This window comes from Sorangium sp. So ce327 (genome assembly GCF_051530205.1).
GTDB classification, from domain to species: Bacteria; Myxococcota_A; Polyangia; order Polyangiales; family Polyangiaceae; genus Sorangium; species Sorangium cellulosum_B.
Map to the genome: position 1 here is coordinate 3,315,001 of NZ_CP150330.1, position 19,410 is coordinate 3,334,410.

The window sequence follows — 19,410 nt, forward strand, 5'->3', positions numbered from 1 at the left end:
TGAGACAGTTTGGTCCCTATCTGCCGTGGGCGTAGGACACTTGAGAGGAGCTGCCCATAGTACGAGAGGACCTGGGTGGACGTACCTCTGGTGTTCCGGTTGTCCTGCCAAGGGCATAGCCGGGTAGCCATGTACGGAACGGATAACCGCTGAAAGCATCTAAGCGGGAAGCCGGCCTCAAGACTAGGTGTCCCGGGCCGCAAGGCCCCTAAAGACCCCTCGTAGACCACGAGGTTGATAGGCCGGGTGTGGAAGCCGAGCAATCGGCGGAGCTAACCGGTACTAATAGGTCGTGCGGCTTGACCATACTCCATGGAACGTGACGAGCCTCGTGCCCGGTGCTCGGGTGTGAGCAGCGCGTCGCAGCGTGCGAGAGACGCTTCAGAAGAGAGCCTGCATGGCGGACGTCATGCGGGCTTTTCTGCTTTTGTCTTCGCCCCGCGGACCTCGGCCTCGCAGGGCTGGCCGGCCGGGGCGCCCGAGGGGGCCTCGTTCTTCGCGCCACGTACAGGCCTCGGTGGGCTGACCGGCCCGACGAGACGGGGCTTCCTCCGCGCGAAGGACTTGGGCCCGGGTCCGATGCGCGCCACGGCGCCGGACGCGGCCGCGCACCGCTTCGTGCTGCGCGGGGCAAGTTTTCCACGCCGGTTCCGGATGTACGGCGCGCTGCTGGTGGGACTATGGTCGCCGCATGCGACCTCTGAGGCAATGGCCCACGCAGACGGCGCAACGCGTCGATCCGCGAAGGAAGTCCGAGCGTTGCGAGCCTTCCAACGGCGCTCGCCTCGGTGACGCGAACCCTTCGGCGGAAGCACGGCTTCCGGCCGGAACCATGTAGTCGGGGGCGCGAAGCACGATGACGACGCACGTAGAAACCACGCTGCCGGAGGAGCAGCGAACTGAACCGTCCGCGGATGCACCGGCAGGGCAGGGCGCGGCGGAGGACGCCGTGGAGCGCGCTCCGTCGCTGCCACGTGAGGCGGTGCGCAGGCTCGCCTCGGTCTGCTTCTGGATCACGATGGCGCTCTGCTTCGCGCTGCTCGCGTTCAAGACGGTGGTGCGCTTCGACCTGACGACGCTCTGGGACGACGCGTACATGTTCCAGCGGTACGCGCACAACATCCTCACCGACCACAGCATCGCGTGGAACCCGAAGGGGCCGCCGTCCTACGGGCTCACCTCGCTCGCCTTCATCGTCGCCGCCGTGCCGTTCCACCTCATCGCCGGCGGCAACACGAGCCTCGCGGCGATGCTCCAGAGCCTCGTCTGGGGGCCAGTGCTGCTCGTCCTGCTCGCCCTGCTCGTCCTGCGGGCGGCCGGCGACGGCAAGGTCGCGCGCCTGTCCTGCTTCGCCCTCGTCGCGTTCTGCGCCGCCCGGTCCACGCTGACCGATCACTTCGTAAGCGGCATGGACACGTCGTTCGGCCTCTGCTTCCTCACCGCGTACCTGCTCCTCACGCTGCGGCTGCTCGGCACGGCCCGGCTCGCCGGCGGGGTGGCGCTCGGGGCGTTCGGCGGGCTCGCCTTCTCGGTGCGGCCAGAACTCACGGCCTTCGCCGTCCTCGTCCCGCTCGCGCTCGTCGCGCTCGAGCGCGACCGCGACCGCCGGCGCTTCGGGCTCGCCGCCCTCGCCACGACGGCGGGCGTCCTCGCCCTCCACCTCGCGGCCGCCAAGCTGTACTTCGGCTCGCCCCTCCCGCTCCCGTTCTATGCCAAGTCGACGAACCTCTACGGATCAGGGATCCTCCGCGCCTACCGCGGCCGGCCGACCATCGATCTCGTCGACTGGCTCGAGTTCTTCTGGCCGCTCTTCACCGTCATCGCGCTCGACGTGCTCGTGGGCCTCGGCGCGCGGCAGGCGAGGCCCGGCGCGCCGGCAGGCGAGGGGCGGAGGAGCGGCCCCCGGGCCTTCTGGGCGGAGTCCTCGGCGTTCGACAAAGGGGTCCTCGCCGCGACGCTCCTGTGCCTCGCCTACTCGTGGATGTTCGTCGTGCCGATCATGGGGTTCGCGCAGCGGTTCTATTACGCGCCGCTGCCGGGCCTCATCTACCTCGCTTGCCGGAGCGCCGCCCGGCTCGCGCGGACGCTCTCCGACGCGATCGGCCAGCCCGCGGCGGCCGCCCTGCCCCTGGCCGGCGTGGCCGCGCTGGCGATCCTCTGGCTCCAGCTGTCGACTCCCCTCGCCGCGGCAGGCAGGGACCTCGCCGGCGCCGTCACGGCGAAGCGGCTCGGGCATTTCAACATCGTCAAGCACGGCAGCACCTCGGGACCGCAGAAATACTGGTTCGCGATCGATCGCGTCTCGAAGCTCCCCGACGACCTCGTCATCGCCACGACCGAGGTCGGGATGCTCGGCGCGATGAACCTCGGCAAAACGATCATCGACATGGCCGGCCTCAACGACCCGCGCTTCGCGCTCGAGCCGTTCTCCGCGGACAGGTTCTTCGAGGCCTACAAGCCCGATCTCATCTACATGCCACACCCGCATTACGTGCAGATGACCGAGGATCTGACGGCCCACCGCGAGATGTCCGGCTATGTCGTCTACTCGAAGTCGAAGCTCGGGACATCCCAGTTCGGCATCGCCGTCCGGCGTGACAGCCCGTATTTCGATCGATTGCAGCAGATCGTGAAGGAGAAGATGGGCTCGAAATGACGTCGCGCGCCGCGCGGTCGACGCAGCCTGCCCGCTGCCCGGCGACCGTGCATGCCGCCGACCGTCTCCGGCGAGGGGATCGACGCTCTTCCCGCGATCCGGGGCGTCTGATACCATCGCTCCCGACCGCGGCGGACGCCGCACTGGAGCATGACGTGAACTGTCCGAAATGCACGGCCTCGATGGATATCGTCACCTTCGGCGGGATCGATGTCGATCGGTGTACGGCGTGCGGCGGGATCTGGTTCGACAGCCGCGAGAAGGAGTCCCTCAAGGCCATGGACGGCTCCCAGCAGATCGACACCGGCGACCCCTCGGTAGGGCGGAAGAACAACCAGATCCGGCGGGTGCCGTGCCCCCGCTGCTCGACGCCGATGGTGCGCATGGTCGACCCGCAGCAGTCGCACATCTGGTACGAGAACTGCAGCGTCTGCGGAGGCGTCTACTTCGATGCCGGCGAGTTCCGCGATTACAAGGAGCACACGCTGAGCGACTTCTTCCGGGACCTGTTCGCGCGCCCGCGCGGCTAGAGCGCCGCTCTGCGTCGCGTGCACCAGAGGCGGGGGCGGGAACCGCTCTAAGGAGCCCGTCCGTCCGCTCCCGGGAGCGTGCTCGGCCCAGGGAGCTCGGGGCCGGAGTCCTCGCGGGCCTCGGGGAACGTCGCCAGGAGCTCGCCGGCGCGGAAGACCCACAGCGTGCCGGGCGTCGCCTTGCGCCAGAGCTCGTCGCGCGTGAGCGGCTCGGTGGCCACGACCGCCATCCGCGCGTCGGGGCCGACGCCGTGGAGGTCGTTGAAGTTCACCTTGAGATCCGCGTCGACGAGCGTGGCCTCGCCGAACGGGGCCTGGCGCAGGATGCAGGACAGGTGGTCGCCGCAGCGGGCGAAGAGGTGCTCGCCGTCCGCGAACAGGAAGTTGAAGACGCCATCGGCGCCGAGCTCGTTCCCGAGCTCGTACAAAAGGCGCCCCAGCTCCCGCGCGTCGCCCGGGTACCTCTCGCCGAACGCGCTCCGGATCGCCTCGAGGAGGATGCAGAAGGCGTGCTCGCTGTCGGTGTCGCCGACCGGCGTCTCGACGTGGAGCTTCCGATCCCTGACCGTGGGCAAGGTGCCGTTGTGCGCGAACACGATGTGCCGGCGGTGGAGGACCCGCATGAAAGGGTGCGTGTTCTTCAGGGCCGCTGCCCCGCGCGTCATCTTGCGCACGTGCGCGATGGCGAGGGCCGTGTGGATCGGGTTCTCGCGGATGAACCGCGCGAGCGGGCTCGAGAAGGCCGGGTGAGGCTCGAGGAACGTGCGCGCGAACAGCCCATCGTACAGCGAGACGCCCCAGCCGTCCGCGTGCGGCCCCGTCTGCCCGCCGCGGAGCGCGAGCCCCGTGAACGAGAACACGATGTCCGTCGGTACGTTCGACACCATTCCAAGCAGCTCACACATGACGGGCACCCTCCCGCGGCGCGCGCGCGCCGTCGACGATCACGAGCCCCGTGACGCAGCCTCCCGCGGAGACGTTGCTGACCTCCGAGGCGGAGAGCCGGACCATGGCGCCCTCCATGCGCGTGGTGAAGGTGGGGAGCGGGCCCTCCACGCCGCGGGCGAAGACGAAGGGGCAAAGGTCGAAATAGACCTGCTCTTCCTCCACGGCGCCGCCGCGGAACGTCGGCATGCGCGCGGTGCGCGGGCGGCGCCGCTCCTGCACGATCCAGGGCTGATCCGCGGCGGCCCGGACTGCCTCTCTCCAGGCCGCCGGCGTCGCCGTCCACCCGAGCAGCACGCCTTTGCCGCCGTACTCGTCGTTCGGCTTCAGCACGAAGCTCTCCTGCTCTCCGAGGAGGAGCTCGGCGAGATCCACCTCGCGGCCCCGCCACGCGGCGCGGCCCGCGGTCACCCGGCGCGTCCAGGGGACGTGCTCCGCGATGGCCGCGCGCTGCTCGGGCGTGAACAGGCCCGAGAACATGGGGTTGCTCAGCACGGCGAACGCCGCCTTCTTGTTGAGGGGCCTGATCCGGAACGAGTTCGTCACGTACGCCGCGCGATCGCAGTAGGCGCGGATCAGGGGGTGATTGAGGCCGCGCCGCCCGACGAGCTCCTGCGTGATCACGCGCCGGTAGACGAGATCGATCCGCTCCCCGCCCGCTCCGAGGCGGCGGCCGTCGTACGTGAGCTCGTCCGGATCGACGATCGTCGTCCGGTGCCCCTCGGCCGAGAACAGGTCGGCGAGCACCCTGAGCTCGGCCGAGGTGTCGACGGTGGCCCAGTCGACGATGGCTATCGCGGGCCGCGCCTCGCGCCCGCCCCACGCGGCGTAGCCCTCGCGCAGGGCGCCGAGGAGCGCCCGGTGCGGCGCCGGCGTGCGCAGGCCGTGCCCGTCCCGGAGCGGCGCGAGGTGGGGGAGCGCCATCAGCGTCCGCTCGACGAGGATCTGGTCGGTGAGGCCGGCGGGGGAGTCGGCGTTGTACTCGATGAAGGAGAAGCCGCCGTCGGTGATCAGCATGTCGAGTCGCCCGACCGTGTGGAGCGGCCCCGGACCCGGCACGATCGCGGCGAGGGCGCGCTCGTCCGCGGAGAGCCCGACCTCCTCGGCCAGGAAGTCGTCCCGGATCGCGCGCTGCGCGACCCTCTCCAGCGCGGAGGCGATCTGCTCGGCCGCGCGGGCGATCGCGGCGAGGTCCTGCTCGGCGATGAGGTAGGGCCGCAGGTAGCGGCACAGCGGGCGCGCGCCGTGGACCAGCCCGAGCCGCCGCTGGGCCTCGAGGAACGCCTCGAACCGCGCCGCGTCCATCGCCCCCGGCGCGGCGAGCCGGGCGTCGATCTGCTCCGCGAGGGATCTCGTGGCGTCCTGGCTCATCGGCGACCTCATGTCGCGCCCGCGCGCGGGGTCCCCCAGGCGTGCACGGGCGCGCCGGAGTCGACCTCGGCCATGTACCGCTCCAGCATCTTCCTCAGCGCCTCCTCGCGCGACGCGGAGCCCATCTCCAGCGCCGAGAGCGCGCGGAGCTGCCATGTGGCGCCGGTGATGCCTTTGGCGACCCGCGCCTCGAAGATCTGGAGATAATGGCGGGCCTCGTCCCCGTCGACCCCCGCGGTCACGAGGCCCTCCTCGACCCGCGGCAAGAGCGAGAGGAGGAGATCGCGCGCGCGGACGCACCTCGGCGCGGCCCCCGGTACGGCCGGCCAGACGAGCTCGGCGTCGAGGCCGTAGTGCGCCGCATGGTAGAAGTTCCTCACGGCGAGCTCGAACGGGAACGACGGCAGGAGCTCTGCGATGGAGGGCGCGAGCGCGAGGATGCCTCCGAGCAGGAAGCTCCCGTTCGCGAGCATGTCATCGAGCGTGGGCCCGGACGGCAGGGCGCGAAGCTCGATCCGCAAGTGGCCGTCACCGGCCGGATCGTACACCGGTCGATTCCAGTTCCAGACGGTGCCGTGGTGCAGGCGGAGCTCGTGGAGCTGCGGTATCCCGCCGGCCCGCGCGCAGCCGACGACGTCCTCGTCGCCGCACACGGGGAGGATGGGCTCGTGCAGCGCGACGCTCTCCATGAAGAGCTCCGCCGCGCCGTCGCGCACCCAGCCGGTCCCGAAGCCGATGCGGGCCGGCATCTTCCAGTCCGCGCCGGGCGCCGGCGGGCGATCGTCGCCGGCCTGCTTGAACACCGCCACCCGCGTCTCGTGCCACAGCCTGTGGCCGAGGAAGGTGGGCGAGTTGCACGAGGCCGCGAGCGCGGGCGCGGTCATCATCATGGCGGCGTTGAACAGCCGCGCGAAGGCGTCGGGCGTGGCCCGGAGGTGGATCTGAAAGGCGGTGTTCGCCGCCTCCATCGCGGGGTCGTCCGACGTGAGCTCCAGCGGCTCGGCGCCGTCGATCTGGATATGGAAGGGCGCCCTGCGCAGCCTGCAGAGCCCCGCGGCGAGCGCCCGGTACCGGGGCAGGTTCGTGATCGTCGCAGGGCTGAAGTCGCGCCGCTGGAAGGTCGGCAGGATGCTGACCGGGACCACGCGCGCGCCCCGCGCCGCCGCGCGCTCGCGGATCGCCTCGACGGTCGCGCGCATCTGCTCGCGCAGCGCCGAGAGCGGCCTGCCGGCGAGCGGCACCGGCTGCGTGCTGAGCTCGATGTCGAACGCGCCCATCTCCGGCGTGATCATCGGGCTCGCCGCGGCGCGCGCGATCTCCGCCCCGATCGGCACGGGGCGCGCCTCGCGATCGACGAGGAACATCTCGAGCTCGGCGCCGATCGTCGCTTCCCCGTGGCCGAACCCCGGCCGGGCGAGCACCATCTCCAGCGCCGCGAGGTTCTGCTGGAGCCGCGTCTTGAAGAGCCGATAATCGACGGTCTTGAAGTGGTCTTGCTGGATCTCGATGCCCAAGGGACCTCCCGCTGCGATCGCGGCGAGGGTCCGTCCTCCAGCACGGCGAGCGCCGTGGGCTCCAGGAGAGCTCGCCGCCGGGATCGCGATGTTCCCGCGCCCTACGCGCCGCGCAATGCAAGCGCAGGGCCACGGACGGCGGTCTCGACATGAAGGAGGCCGGAGACCGCCGCCCGCTCGCGTAGAGCTCGATCGGTGTGGCGCGGATGCAGCCTGTGGCAAAACGCGCCGTGGGCGCTGTGCCAAGGTGTTTCCTGGATTTCGCGCAGGTGTCGGGGAGGTTTCATCCCGGGCGCCGGCTCATCGGTCGATGTGCGGGACGCGCTCGACAACACACGCGCCCGCCTTGCAGCGAGCGACCGAGTCCTCCTTCGGCGCCATGCACTTGGCGACCGGGCAGCTTTCGGCGGCGCAGCTCGCGGCGCGCCACTTCTGGAGCTCCGCGAGCGCGTCGCGGTGGAACGCCTGGTCGCACGGCGGGCACAGCTGGTCGCAGCACTGCCCGGCCCGCGCGCAGGACGCCACGCAGTCGGTGTCGGCCTCGCACCGAAGCTCCGACGCCGCAGCGCGCGGCTCGCCGCCGGCAGCCGGTGGGGGCTGCGCCGCAGGCGAGGTCTCCGCCCCCGACGGGGCCGCCGGCGGAGCCTCGACTCCTGGGGCCTGCGGCGCGGGTTCCTTGGTACAGCCGGCGAGACAGGCGAGGCCAGCGAGCACGAGCGAGCGAGAGGGCAACGAGATCTTCATGCCGGCCATGATGGCACGGGGCGAGCCCGCGGCGCGCGGGGAGATGGCCGATCCAATTGTTCTTTTGCGCCTTTGCGCCTTTGCGCCTTTGCGTTGAATCTCCCTCCGGATCCCCGGCCGGACTCCTGCCAGGAATGCTAGCAGAACGAGAGCGGCTGCCCCGTGGCCTCCACGACGGCCATCCACAGGTCGTCCGTCGGGTCGACCTGCTTGCGCATGCGGACGGCCAGGGGCATGGGCACGTGAACGAAGCGGCCGTGCCACCGGCCGATCAGCATCTCGGTGTTGCCCGCCATGGCCGCGTGGACCGCGTTCCGGGCCATGTTCCAGCAATACACGCTGTCCGACGGCGACGCGGGGACGCTGCGGATATGATAGCTCGGGTCGAGGTACTTCAGCGTCGCCTCGACGCCGCGCGCCCGGAAGTGCGCGTTGATGCGGTCGCGCAGGAAGAGGCCGATGTCCTTCAGCTTGAGGTTGCCGCTGAGATCCGTCGCCATGGGCTCCGCGCTGGAGGTGCAGTGTTCTTGCATGGCGCCCTCGGCGATGACGATCACGGCGTTGCCGTGGCGGGCGAGCCGGCGCTCCAGGTGCGCGAGCAGCCCGCTCGGGCCGTCGAGCTCGGCGTGGACCTCGGGGATGAGGACCACGTCCACGTCCGCCGACGCGAGCGCCGCCGCGCACGCGATGAAGCCCGAGTGGCGGCCCATCAGCTTGACGAGCCCGATGCCGTTCTTCGCCCCCGAGGCCTCCACGTGCGCGCTGCGGATGACGTCGACGGCGGCGGCGAAGGCGCTCTCGAAGCCGAAGCTGCGGTCGATGAACTTGATGTCGTTGTCGATGGTCTTGGGCACGCCGACGACCCCGATCGACAGGCGGCGCTCCTCGATGGCCCGGACGAGCGACATCGCGCCGCGGATGGTGCCGTCGCCGCCGACGACGAAGAGGACGTTGATGCCGAGGGCCTCGAGCGTGTCCACCATCTGGTGTGGGTCCTGGTTGCCGCGGGAGGTGCCGAGCACGGTGCCGCCCATGCGGTGGATCTCCTCGACGCTCCGGGGATCGAGGCGCATCGGGGCGTGCCCGAAGCGGGCGACGAGCCCCTCGTAGCCGTAGCGGAAGCCGAAGATCTCCGGCACGCCGTAGCTCTGCGCCATGGTGAGCACGAGGCCGCGGATGACGTTGTTGACGCCGGGGCAGAGCCCGCCGCACGTCACGATGCCGGCGCGCATCTCCTTCGGATCCCAGAAGACGCGGTTGCGCGGCCCGGCCAGCTCGAACGCCGGCGGCCGCGCGCCGGAGGCGTCCGCGAGGACGGCGGACAGGCGATCGTTGAACAGCACCTTGTCGGCCTCGCCGACGTACACCGTGGCCTTCTCGCCGAGCTTCTCGGCGACGGGCGAGGGGTGCCGGCAAGGGCCGAGATCCTTGATGGCGAGGTCGGCAGGGGTCACCACGCGCAATGCCTCCAGGTGAGGAGAACAGCGCCCCTACGGCGAGCACCGCCGCGGGGACCCTGCCATGATCGGACGGCGCGTGTTTCGGCCGCTTTTCGGGAGCGATAAGCTATCGTAACGCCGCGCGGTTCCGTTCCGACGCGAGGAGCAGCGCGCTACGCGCAGCTCCCGTTCCTCGTGACCCAGGCCGCCACCCTGTCCAGAAAGACGCGGGTCTTCGGGACGAGCGCGCCACCGCGGGGCTCGCGCGATGGCCGAGGGTCGCCGTGCCGCCGGGCGACCAGCGACGGGGCGCCGAGCGGGCCGACACGGATCTATTGCCAACCATGACGTTCACCCGCATCGTGCGGGGCCCGCGAGCCGCGTGACGCCGCCGTGAGGCGCGCCGAGGCCCGCGTCATCAGGAAGGAACCACCCATGATTCTCGTGACGGGAGCCGGAGGGACTGTCGGAGGCGCCCTCCTCGATGAGCTGAAGTCGATGGGCGTGAAGCCCCGCGTCGCCCACCGCTCCAGCGACAAGGCCGAGAAGGCCAAGGCGGCGGGGCACGACGCCGTGATCCTCGACTTCGCGAAGCCGGAGACGCTGCGGCCGGCGCTCGACGGCGTCGATGCCGTGTTCCTGCTGGGGTCCGGCGGCGCCGGGCAGATCGAAGCGGAGATCCGGGTCGTCGAGGCGGCCAGGGCCGCCGGGGTGAAGCGGCTCGTGAAGCTCTCGGTCTGGGGCGCCGGGGACGAGGCGTACTCGTTCGCGAAGATCCACCGGCCGATAGAGCGCGCGGTGGAGGCCTCGGGCCTCGCCTGGACGTTCCTCAGGCCGAACGGCTTCATGCAGAATTTCGTGACCTACATGGCCGATTCGATCAGGGCGCAGGGCGCCTTCTACCTGCCCGCGGCCGACGCGAAGATCAGCCATATCGACGTGCGCGACATCGCGCGGGTCGCGGCGCTGGCGCTGACGACCTCGGGCCATGAAGGCAAGGCGTACGAGCTCTCCGGCCCATCGGCGTTCTCCTACGGCGAGGCGGCGGACATCCTCACGCGCGTGCTCGGCAAGGAGGTGCGTTATGTGGCGGTGTCCGACGAGGCGGCGAAGGCCGGTATGGTCGCCGGCGGGATCCCCGATCTCTATGCCGATGCGATGATCGACCTCAACCGGCTCTACCGGAGCGGCGCCGGCGCCGGCGTGACCTCGGCGGTGAAGGACGTCACCGGGCGTGAGCCGATCGGCTTCGAGCGGTTCGCTCAGGACCACGCGGCAGCGCTCCGCTGAGGTCACGCGGCTCGATCGTCCGGCGCTCTAGAATTCAGCCATCAGCCCTACCGACGGGTAGACGATGAAGCTGTCGAGGTCGACCGCGACCGCCCTCTGGCCGAGCACCGTGAGCTCGCCGCTCGAGAAGATCTCCGCCATCGTCAGCTCGAAGCCGAAGAATACGTGCTTGTAGCCGAGCGCCACGCCAGCCTGGCCGCCCAGATAGAACCCGGTGCCGGAGAACGACGCGAGCTCGCGCTCTCCCGGGTAGCCCGTGAAGGCGGGCAGGTCCAGGACGAGCGACGTGTCAAAGGTCGTGAACATCAGGCGCGGGCCGCCCCAGACCCGGTACCACGTGCCGGCCTTCCCGATCTGGATCGGCAGGTCGACCTGCCATCGCGTGAAGTCCTCGAGCTCGACGATGCCAAGGATGCTCCCGACGGGGAACTCCATCACGTAGCGCCCGACGCCGGCGCCGGCCGTCAGATCGACGCCGTGCCTGTCGCTCTTCAGGAGCTGGTAGCGGGTGCCCAGGCGGAACGCGCTGCCGGTCGTGCGGAGGTTGATCTCCCAGCGATCGAGCGCGGTGTAGCCGATGCCGAGGTGCGGCGTGACCGAGGGCGGGTTCAACGCGAGCGCGCCGCCCGCCTCGAAGAGCGCCTGCCGCTCGGCCTCGGACAGCTCTCGTGACTCCGCGGTGTCGGCCAGCACGACGCCGGCGTCCACCATCGACGCCAGCGTGCCGGTCGGGATCGAGACGTCGAGCCCGAGCTCGGCCTGGACATGGCCTTTCTCGGCCACGTGGGCCGGCTGGAGCGTGGAGAGCGCCGGGGCGCAGCCGCAGGTCCACAGGGCGAGCAAGGCGAGAGCGCGCGGAAGCATCGGTCCCCTCATACTATCACGAGCACGGTTCTCGCCCAGCGTCGCCCAGGGCCTCTCGTGGGTGCTGGCACGAGTCCGCTAGATCAACTCGATGAGTGTGGTGTCTACCGGTGCGCGATAACGGAAGGTTATCAGGTAGGCCTCAATCCATGGCACCTTAGATGAGATTGACCGCAGGTGCATCAGTGCATCTGGTGGCCACCTGCCGGTGTGGGATGGGTGCTCGGGAGAGAACGTCCTCGAATACCTTGCGCACCATGTGTGCTGATTCTGGTGAGGTGTGACAATGTGAGCAGCAGCGCGGAGGCCCGCTGTCACGCTGTTGCTCGAAGCTGCCGGCGGCGACTCCTCCGCGCCACGCGTCCCGGACTCTCTTCACCTTATTTACCTGAGCACGTTTCGAAATTTACCTGAGCACGTTTCGAACGGCCAAATTGATCTTGACGATCGTAGTCTGGGAGATTGTAATGCGCACCGCATTCGGTTAAGTCCTTACCGTATCTGAAGCGGATCTCTTCTGGTGACGCTGCGAGCGTTCCGCCGAAGCGCGCCCGCAGGAAGAACACGGCATGTCTACCGCGCGAGCGATTCTATTGTCTGTCGTCGCCATGCTCCTTACCGCCGCGGTCACTTTCACGGTGACCACGAAAGGGAACTCCTCAAGTGAGCCCCAAGCGCTGGAACCCGCGGTGGTTCCACACGAGCAGCCCACCCAGCGCCCAGCTCGGAGGGGGGCTGCCAACTCGCGACTGGCGCCCTCCACGGATGAAGCAACCTCGGTCACGGCTGATGTCTCGGAGCGGGACGAAGCGGCGACCGAAGCGAGGGCTCTGGCGCGCTTTGAAGCCGCACTCCGCGAGTTCGAGGCGGCGCCGGCCGACCAGGAGTGGGGGCCCCGCGCGTCCGCGCTGCTCGAGCAGGACCTGCGCAACCTCGCTGACAAGCTCGGGTTCGAGGTACGAACACTCGACTGTAAATCAAGACGCTGCGTTGCGAGCCTCCGCTGGAAGAGCCTTGCGGAAGCCATCGAGCACGACCCCGCCGTCGCTTCAGCGCGTTACTCGATCCGTTGCGCCGTCCAAACCATGGGCAAACCCCCAGCCGGTGGAAGCAACGACGTTACAACATTTGTAAGATTTGAACGCTGTCTCGACCAGTCGTCTTCGAGTAAGCAACATCGCATCAACAATCAGGAGTAGCAATGAATACAGTCAAGATCGCAGCCGTCGTCGCTGCCGCCGCGTCTATTGCGACCACTGTCGCAGAGGCAAACGCGACAGTCTATAGGTTTCACCCCCTCGAATGCCAACAGGGCACTGGTGACGTGTATAAATGTCCGGTTCCGCACTGGTTCACCAACGGGCTCGATGACGTCGAAAAAGTGGTCGTCGACTTCACAAATGCGTTGCCTGCGTCCAGCTATTATTGCACTGACTCCCATAACGCCCATGACGCGATGCCTTCTGCACGGGCGTGCGTCACGTACAGCGACATCAGCACTGGCGCCTTTGGATCTAGCTGCAACACAGCAGGAGAATGGGCGCTTGGTGACCTGGATTCGGATGGAGGCCCGGGCATCGTCTCGTTGGACCACGTCGGGCTCGATCCGAACTGGATCGGTGTGTGGTATGATCATCCGTTTGGCTACGCATGGATTGAGTTCGATCCTGGTGGCTATAGCTCGCTTCTTCCTGCTGACTCTTGCTCCCACAACGTTCCTCCCGTCACGTTCCGTGGCTACAGAGTCCATGTGAATTAGCTTGGTGAGGAGCCGCAGCTGTCCCCCCGTCCGTCGCTGTCCACAACGGGTACACAACCCGGCACCTGGCCTACGGGCCGGCATGCGCTGGGACGGCTGGGCGGTAGCGTAGCCGCAGGTCACCCCGCGTGAGCCGATCGGGTTCGCGCAGCGCGCCCAGGGCCACGCGGCCGCCCTCCGCTGAGCCGGCGCGCGTCGAGGGTCCGGTGCTCTGGACCTCACCCATCAGCCCTAAGGACGGGTAGACGATGAAGCCCCCGTCACCTCTACCTTTGCGGACTGAACAGGGGAGCGTCCGCCGAGCGGCATCTTCTTCAACCCTTTGCCGCTGCCTTCACCTCCGGTGCTCGGCCAGCACGCGCTGGTAGCGTCGTCCGCGCTCCTCTCATGGCCTGATCTGGCCGGTCGTCGCGCGGCAGGCCGGCTCTCGCAGGCGTCCAGGCGGGCGGGTCGCTGGCAGGGAAGGATTGCTGACAGGCCTCTTCCACGACATCACCCACAGGCACGGCCGGCGCGACCCGCGCCGCGGCTCGCACCGCGGCTCGCACCGCGCGCAGCCCCTTGGCCGGGCGCGCCTCGTCGCCTGGCTCTCTCGATCCACTCCGGGTCGCCCGCGCCTGCGCGTGTCCCATGGTGCGTCCTCCGCCGGCGGACATTGCGCCTCGCCGCCGCCGTGGCAAGGTCCTGCGCTGCGCTGACGATCTCGGACGACCGGGCGGGTCGCAGCTGGCGGAGGGCCGCGCTCGACGCGACGTGGCGGCGCGGCGATCGAGCGGAGGCGCTCGCGGGAGGAGCCCACGATGGACAAGGCGAACCAGCCGTTCCGGGTCGGGATTTCAGGGTCCTATGGCGGCATGAACCTCGGCGACGAGGCCATCCTCGATGGCATCGTCACGCAGCTCCGGGCGTCGATACCAGCGGAGATCACCGTGTTCTCGCTGTGCCCGGAGGACACGAAGATGCGCCACCAGGTGGAGCGCGTCGTCCCCGTTCGTGACCTCACACGAATGGAATCGACCGCCGAGATCGAGCGCCTGGATCTCTTCGTCCTCGGCGGGGGAGGCATCCTGTACGATCGGGACGCGCCGGTCTATCTGAGAGAGGCGCTCATCGCGGAGGAGCGCGGCGTGCCCGTCGTGATCTACGCCGTGAGCGCCGGGCCGCTGTCGGACCCGAGCGCGAAGCAAGCCGTGCGGGCGGCGCTGAACGCCGCGGACATCGTCACCGTACGAGACAAGCAGGGACGTCGCCTCCTCGAGGAGGTGGGGGTGAATCGCGAGATCCGCCTCACGGCCGATCCGGCCCTGCTGCTGCGCGAGGAGGCGCTGCCCATCGAGGCCATCCGGGCCGAAGGGGTCGAGTTCGAGCGGCACCTCGTCGGCTTCTCCGTCAGGGAGCCGGGCCCGGCGGCGCCCGACATCGACCCTGACGAGTACTATGGCCTGCTCGCCAACGCCGCCGACTTCGTCGTCGAGCGCCTCGACGCGGACGTCGTGTTCGTGTCCATGGAACGGACGGACGTGCAGCACAGCCACGCGGTCGTCGCCCACATGAAGAACGCCGAGCGGGCAGAGGTCTTGAGGCGACGGTACACGCCGCAGCAGATCCTCAGCCTCGTCGGGCACCTCGAGTTCGTGGTGGGCATGCGCCTCCACTTCCTGATCTTCTCGGCGCTCCGCGAGACCCCGTTCGTCGCGCTGCCCTACGCGTCCAAGGTCGCGGGGTTCATCGAGGACCTCGAGATGGAGACCCCGCCCCTCGGGACCATCAGCTCCGGGCAGCTCATCGCCAGGCTCGATCGCTCGTGGGACACGCGTCACGAGATCCGCGCGAAGATCCGCCGGCTGCTCCCCGGCCTGAAGGCCAGGGCGAGGGAGACCAACCAGCTCGTCACCGAGCTCCTCGCGCGGCGAGCTCCGGCGGCGCAGCCAGCGCGGAAGAGCGCGTGAGCGCGGGGAGCTGGCGATGGACGTGATCCGGACCGACGTCGCCGTCATCGGCGGAGAGCTCGGCGGCTGCGCGGCGGCGCTCGCGGCGGCCAGGACGGGCCGCCGCGTCGTCCTGACGGAGGAGACTCGCTGGCTCGGGGGCCAGCTGACGAACCAGGCGGTCCCGCCGGACGAGCACCCGTGGATCGAGGACATGGGGGCGACCCGGAGCTACCGCGCGCTGCGCCAGGGGATCCGCGAGTATTACCGCAGGCATCTCCCGCTCACCGCGTCGGCCAGGGCGCTCCGCGAGCTCAACCCCGGCAACGGCTGGGTCAGCCGCCTGTGCCACGATCCGCGGGTCGCGGTGGCGGTCCTGCACGAGATGATCGCGCCGTACCGGCTCAACGGGCGCCTCGTCGCGCTCCATGCTCACCGGCCCATCTCGGCGTCGACGCACGGCGATCGGGTGACCGGCGTCGTGGTCCGAGGGCTCGAATCGGGGCGCGATGTCCTCCTCGTGGCCGACCTCTTCATCGACGCCACGCCTCATGGCGAGCTCCTCTCGCTCGCTGGCGTGGAGCACGCGCTCGGGGCGGAGTCTCGCGCGGATACCTGCGAGCCGCACGCCCCCGAGCGCGCGGATCCGGGGGCCCAGCAGGCGATCACCGTCTGCTTTGCGATCGAGCACCACCCTGGAGAGGACCATACCATCGACAGGCCCTCTCAGTACGAGCGCTGGCGCTTCCTCGAGCCGCCCGGCTGGCCGGGTCGGCTGCTGGACTGGACGGCGGTTCGACCCGATACACTCGAGCCTCTGACGCGAGGTCTGTTCGCCGCGGAAGACCGGCATCCCTGGTGGAGCTTCCGGCGGATCCTCGACAGGACGGTCTTCGAAGCGGGGTTCGCGCCGAGCGACGTCACCATCGTGAACTGGCCGCAGAACGACTACTGGTTCGGGCCCGTCTGCGGCGTCGACGAGGCGGAGGCCGCGCGGAACCTGGATGCAGCGCGGAACCTCAGCCTGAGCCTTCTGTACTGGATGCAGACCGAGGCGCCTCGCCCGGACGGCGGGGTCGGATATCCAGGCTTGCGCCTCCGCGGGGACGTGGTCGGCGGCACGGTCGACGGCCTCGCGCCAGCGCCCTACATCCGCGAGTCCCGCCGGATCCGGGCCGAGCTCACGGTGCTGGAGCAGCACATCGCGTATCCCCTCCGGCCCGACGGCCCCGCGACGTTCGAGGAGAGCGTCGGGATCGGGTGTTATCGCATCGATCTGCACCCGCGCGTCGGGGGCGCCGGGTACCTCGATCTCGGCTGCTGGCCCTTCCAGATACCGCTGGGTGCGCTCATCCCGGTGCGGGTGGAGAACCTGTTGCCGGGCGGGAAGAACCTTGGCGTCACGCACATCACGAACGGCGCCTACCGGGTCCACCCCGTGGAGTGGAGCGTCGGCGAGGCGGCGGGGCTGCTCGCGACGTTCTGCCTGGAGCGCCGCGTGCTGCCGCGGCAGGTGCGTGCCCGGAGCTCGCTTTGCGAAGAGTTCCAGGCGCTCCTGGTCCGCGAGGGCATCGAGCTGGCCTGGCCGGCGCTGAGGCCGGTCTGAGCGCCGCGCCACGGCGTGTGTCGGCGAAGCGACCGCGCTACGACGAGCGGGGGAGCGTGACGCGGAACGTGGTGCCCTCCTCCAGCGTGCTCGTGACCTGGATGGAGCCTCCGTGCGCGTCGACGATCGATTTGACGATGAAGAGCCCGAGCCCGAGCCCTTTCGAGCGTTGTACGACCCGCTGGCTCTGCTCGCTCCGGCGAAACGGATCGAAGAGGACGGGCAGCAGCTCGGGCGGGATCGGGGTCCCGCGGTTCGTCACCTCGATCACGACGTCCTTCTTGTGCCCGCGCAGCTCCGCCTGCACCGGCTCCTCCGGCGGGCTGTAGTCGACGGCGTTGCCGATCAGGTTCGACAGGAGCTGCCCCATGCGGCCCGGATCCCACGTGCCCCGCCCGTCGCCGTGGGCCGTGAAGCGGAGGGTGTGCTCCGGGTGGGCGAGCTCGAGCTCCTCGACCACGCGCTGGCAAATCGCGCGGAGGTCGACGGGCTCCGGTTCGACCGGAAGACCATGGTGGGAGCGGATGCGCGTCAGGTCGAGCAGCTCCTCGACCATCCGCACCGCCCTGTCCGTGCTCGCGGCGATGCGCTGGGCGAGCCTCGCGGCGGCGGTCGTGACGTCCTCGCGCTTGAGAAGGGCGGCGGTGGCGAACCGGATGGCCGAGAGCGGGTTGCGCAGGTCATGCCCGAGCACCGCGATGAACAGCTCGTGGAGCGCGACGTCACGGCGGAGATCGGCCGAGCTCGTGTGCTCGTATTCGACGGCCGCGGTGATCATCACCTCGTCGAGCGCCGAGTGCACGAGCTGGGCCTCCTCGCCGCCGAGCACCACCCCCTCCCGCGCGCACAGGTCCACGATCACGGAGCGAAGGAGGCCGAGCTCGCGCAGCTCCTCCGCGAGGGTGTAGCCCTCGGCGATGCGATGCGAGACGTGCACCTTGGCGGCCTTCGAGCTGCCGATCTCCGGGCCGCTGGCTCCGTCCGGCGCGCCCGGCTGCGCGAGCGAGTCGATGAGGTCGTCGAGGAGCTTCGGCGTGTAATCTCTCAATTCCTCATCGGTGAGCTCACGGGCCCGTGGGATCTTCGGCGCGCTCCGCACGCGCACCATCCACCGGCCCATGATCTCCTCGCTTCGCTCACGGAGCAGGACCGTGATGCGCGACAACGTGTGGCTCACGTGCGCTCTCCCCCCGTCGATGTCGATGCGCCTCGTCATTCCGCGCGGCGCGGCTGGCCATTGTCATGGATCCCGCAAGGCCCCCCGGGAGAAACACGAGCCGGACGGGGCCAGGTAGCCGAGGTGGGAGCCGATCGAGCGTGCGCCGCAGGAGCTTCACCTGCTCCGCATGCTTCCTACAGGCCGGGGAGCGGGCCCAGGCGCTGGTGCCAGCGGCTCCCTAAGCAAGCTCCGAGAGCTCGACCTGGCGGACCGCAGGCGCCGCCGTCCTGGAGGGCTCCTCCCTGCGGCGCGGGCTCATCAGGGCGTCGAGCTGCTCGATGAAGCAGGTGTTCTCCGCCGGAAGGCCGACGGTCACGCGGAAGTAGTCGTCGTATCGCTCGTCGCCGAACGGCTCGAAGGCCTTCACCTTCACGCCTCGGGCGAGCAGCGCGTCGTGGATCTTCGCCCCGGACCAGGCCCCGCGCGCGCGGCACAGGATGAAATTGGTCTGCGACGGATAGGCCTCCAGCGCGCGATGCGCTCCGATGGCCGCCATGAGCCTGGCTCGCTCCCTCGCTGTCTGATGCCGGACGAATCCGAGGTGTCCGCCGTCCTGGAGCGACGCCATCGCGAGCTCCGCGGCCAGCTGCCCGACGCGGTGCGGCGTCATCTTGGCCTCCATCTGCGCCACCATCTTCGCGTCCCCCATGGCGTACCCCACGCGCACCGACGCGAGCCCGTAGGCGAAGGAGAAGCTACGGAGCACCATCAGGTTCGGATGGCGCAGCACCAGGTCCGCCATCCGGGTGTTCGGGCTCTCCTCGAGGTAGTGCACGTACGCTTCGTCGATGAAGAAGAGGGAGCCCGGGAACCGGGTGAGCAGCGGACCGAGCTCCTGCCGCGTGATGAGGACGTTGCCCGTGGGGTTGTTGGGATTGCAGAGGTAAACCAGGCCGTCCTGCCGCGAGAGGCGGGACTCGAGCCTCCCCACGTCGAGCGCGAAGCCGTTCTCCGGATGGAGCGGGAGCAGCTCGCACCGCAGCCCCACGCGGACGCCGGAGGCAGGCACCTTGGAGTACGTGAGGCGGGTGGTGATGATGGGATACGCCGTGCGCTTCAGCAAATGGCGCAGGGTCCGCATCGCCGAACGCCTGATCTCGCGCTCGATCAGGAACGGGATGCAGGTCTTGAGCAGCGGGCCGCTCCCGTTGGCGACCAGCACGTTCTCCGGCCTGACGCCCGCGTCGGCGGCGAGCGCGCGCCGGAGATCTCCGTTGTCCCCGGCCGGGTAGCTCCGCAGGGAGATGTTGCCGGCGTGGCGCCGCAGGACGTCGGCGCACCGGTCGGAACAGTACGTGCCGTGGTTCAGCGCCATGTCGATGGGCGGCGCGCCGGCCCGGCGATCCGGGGCGTCGAGTGCTTCGCTCGCTGTCGTTCGAGGCTGCATGGGGCGCTCCTCTCGTGGTGTTGAACCAGCATCAACCAGGCGATTCGTCCCCGTGATTCAGGAGGCCACCTTCGCTGGCCAGTTGCAAGAAGGAAGAGCGAGACCTGCCGCCATGCTGTCGGGACCACACCCAGCCCTGCGGTGTGTGTCAACAGCCG

15 protein-coding genes and 1 rRNA gene (1 of these 16 only partly in view) are annotated in these 19,410 nt (G+C 69.6%); 8 read left to right on the forward strand and 8 right to left on the reverse strand.

The window, feature by feature from the left end; all coding sequences use genetic code 11:
- The 3 genes from WME95_RS12665 to WME95_RS12675 form a co-directional block, all read left to right on the forward strand.
- Nucleotides 1-307 (forward strand): 23S ribosomal RNA (locus tag WME95_RS12665); it begins 2,701 nt to the left of the window's first position.
- 549 nt (nucleotides 308-856) lie between these two features.
- Complete coding sequence (locus WME95_RS12670) at nucleotides 857-2,656, forward strand: hypothetical protein (protein ID WP_437908623.1); 1,800 nt, start codon at nucleotides 857-859, stop codon at nucleotides 2,654-2,656.
- Between the two features lie 155 nt (nucleotides 2,657-2,811).
- Nucleotides 2,812-3,186, forward strand: a complete 375-nt coding sequence (locus WME95_RS12675) for a zf-TFIIB domain-containing protein (RefSeq protein ID WP_437552054.1) — start codon at nucleotides 2,812-2,814, stop codon at nucleotides 3,184-3,186.
- Between the two features lie 47 nt (nucleotides 3,187-3,233).
- On the opposite strand, the gene WME95_RS12680 is transcribed toward WME95_RS12675, so the two are convergent.
- From WME95_RS12680 to WME95_RS12700, 5 genes are all read right to left on the reverse strand, one after another.
- A complete protein-coding gene (locus tag WME95_RS12680; protein WP_437908624.1) occupies nucleotides 3,234-4,073 on the reverse strand; it encodes a class II glutamine amidotransferase in 840 nt (279 codons plus the stop codon).
- Nucleotides 4,074-4,083: 10 nt separating this feature from the next.
- Complete coding sequence (locus WME95_RS12685) at nucleotides 4,084-5,502, reverse strand: hypothetical protein (RefSeq protein ID WP_437908625.1); 1,419 nt, start codon at nucleotides 5,500-5,502, stop codon at nucleotides 4,084-4,086.
- An 8-nt stretch (nucleotides 5,503-5,510) separates the two neighbouring features.
- Entirely contained in the window at nucleotides 5,511-7,016 is a 1,506-nt protein-coding gene (locus WME95_RS12690) for a hypothetical protein (RefSeq protein ID WP_437908626.1), read from the reverse strand.
- A gap of 300 nt (nucleotides 7,017-7,316) precedes the next feature.
- Nucleotides 7,317-7,760 carry a hypothetical protein gene (locus tag WME95_RS12695; RefSeq protein ID WP_437908627.1) on the reverse strand — a complete coding sequence of 148 codons (444 nt, stop codon included), beginning with the start codon at nucleotides 7,758-7,760 and terminating at the stop codon, nucleotides 7,317-7,319.
- Between the two features lie 137 nt (nucleotides 7,761-7,897).
- Nucleotides 7,898-9,217 (reverse strand): ATP-dependent 6-phosphofructokinase, encoded by a 1,320-nt coding sequence (locus WME95_RS12700; RefSeq protein ID WP_437908628.1) that lies wholly within the window; start codon nucleotides 9,215-9,217, stop codon nucleotides 7,898-7,900.
- 417 nt (nucleotides 9,218-9,634) lie between these two features.
- Here WME95_RS12700 and WME95_RS12705 point away from each other — a divergent pair, with 417 nt between their 5' ends.
- Nucleotides 9,635-10,489, forward strand: coding sequence for an SDR family oxidoreductase (locus WME95_RS12705; protein ID WP_437908629.1), 855 nt, complete (start codon nucleotides 9,635-9,637; stop codon nucleotides 10,487-10,489).
- A 27-nt stretch (nucleotides 10,490-10,516) separates the two neighbouring features.
- On the opposite strand, the gene WME95_RS12710 is transcribed toward WME95_RS12705, so the two are convergent.
- Complete coding sequence (locus tag WME95_RS12710) at nucleotides 10,517-11,353, reverse strand: hypothetical protein (RefSeq protein ID WP_437908630.1); 837 nt, start codon at nucleotides 11,351-11,353, stop codon at nucleotides 10,517-10,519.
- A 569-nt stretch (nucleotides 11,354-11,922) separates the two neighbouring features.
- On the opposite strand from WME95_RS12710, the gene WME95_RS12715 reads away from it, so the two are divergent.
- The 4 genes from WME95_RS12715 (at nucleotide 11,923) to WME95_RS12730 (ending at nucleotide 16,646) form a co-directional block, all read left to right on the forward strand.
- The gene (locus WME95_RS12715) at nucleotides 11,923-12,552 is read left to right on the forward strand and encodes a hypothetical protein (RefSeq protein ID WP_437908631.1); all 630 of its coding nucleotides are present in this window, start codon (nucleotides 11,923-11,925) and stop codon (nucleotides 12,550-12,552) included.
- Nucleotides 12,553-12,554: 2 nt separating this feature from the next.
- Complete coding sequence (locus WME95_RS12720) at nucleotides 12,555-13,112, forward strand: hypothetical protein (RefSeq protein ID WP_437908632.1); 558 nt, start codon at nucleotides 12,555-12,557, stop codon at nucleotides 13,110-13,112.
- Between the two features lie 800 nt (nucleotides 13,113-13,912).
- Nucleotides 13,913-15,061, forward strand: coding sequence for a polysaccharide pyruvyl transferase family protein (locus tag WME95_RS12725; RefSeq protein WP_437552063.1), 1,149 nt, complete (start codon nucleotides 13,913-13,915; stop codon nucleotides 15,059-15,061).
- A 16-nt stretch (nucleotides 15,062-15,077) separates the two neighbouring features.
- Nucleotides 15,078-16,646 carry an FAD-dependent oxidoreductase gene (locus tag WME95_RS12730; RefSeq protein WP_437908633.1) on the forward strand — a complete coding sequence of 523 codons (1,569 nt, stop codon included), beginning with the start codon at nucleotides 15,078-15,080 and terminating at the stop codon, nucleotides 16,644-16,646.
- A gap of 37 nt (nucleotides 16,647-16,683) precedes the next feature.
- Here WME95_RS12730 and WME95_RS12735 read toward each other — a convergent pair whose 3' ends face one another.
- Complete coding sequence (locus tag WME95_RS12735) at nucleotides 16,684-17,823, reverse strand: ATP-binding protein (protein WP_437908634.1); 1,140 nt, start codon at nucleotides 17,821-17,823, stop codon at nucleotides 16,684-16,686.
- Between the two features lie 220 nt (nucleotides 17,824-18,043).
- Nucleotides 18,044-19,252: a pyridoxal phosphate-dependent aminotransferase gene (locus WME95_RS12740; protein ID WP_437908635.1), complete on the reverse strand. Its 1,209-nt coding sequence runs from the start codon at nucleotides 19,250-19,252 to the stop codon at nucleotides 18,044-18,046.
- Nucleotides 19,253-19,410 lie beyond the last annotated feature (158 nt).

Coding starts and splice junctions, on each gene's coding strand:
- WME95_RS12670 (WP_437908623.1), top strand. CDS start 857: ATGACGACGCACGTAGAAACCACGCTGCCGGAGGAGCAGCGAACTGAA.
- WME95_RS12680 (WP_437908624.1), bottom strand. CDS start 4,073: ATGGTGTCGAACGTACCGACGGACATCGTGTTCTCGTTCACGGGGCTC.
- WME95_RS12685 (WP_437908625.1), bottom strand. CDS start 5,502: ATGAGCCAGGACGCCACGAGATCCCTCGCGGAGCAGATCGACGCCCGG.
- WME95_RS12695 (WP_437908627.1), bottom strand. CDS start 7,760: ATGAAGATCTCGTTGCCCTCTCGCTCGCTCGTGCTCGCTGGCCTCGCC.
- WME95_RS12705 (WP_437908629.1), top strand. CDS start 9,635: ATGATTCTCGTGACGGGAGCCGGAGGGACTGTCGGAGGCGCCCTCCTC.
- WME95_RS12710 (WP_437908630.1), bottom strand. CDS start 11,353: ATGCTTCCGCGCGCTCTCGCCTTGCTCGCCCTGTGGACCTGCGGCTGC.
- WME95_RS12715 (WP_437908631.1), top strand. CDS start 11,923: ATGTCTACCGCGCGAGCGATTCTATTGTCTGTCGTCGCCATGCTCCTT.
- WME95_RS12720 (WP_437908632.1), top strand. CDS start 12,555: ATGAATACAGTCAAGATCGCAGCCGTCGTCGCTGCCGCCGCGTCTATT.
- WME95_RS12725 (WP_437552063.1), top strand. CDS start 13,913: ATGGACAAGGCGAACCAGCCGTTCCGGGTCGGGATTTCAGGGTCCTAT.
- WME95_RS12730 (WP_437908633.1), top strand. CDS start 15,078: ATGGACGTGATCCGGACCGACGTCGCCGTCATCGGCGGAGAGCTCGGC.
- WME95_RS12740 (WP_437908635.1), bottom strand. CDS start 19,252: ATGCAGCCTCGAACGACAGCGAGCGAAGCACTCGACGCCCCGGATCGC.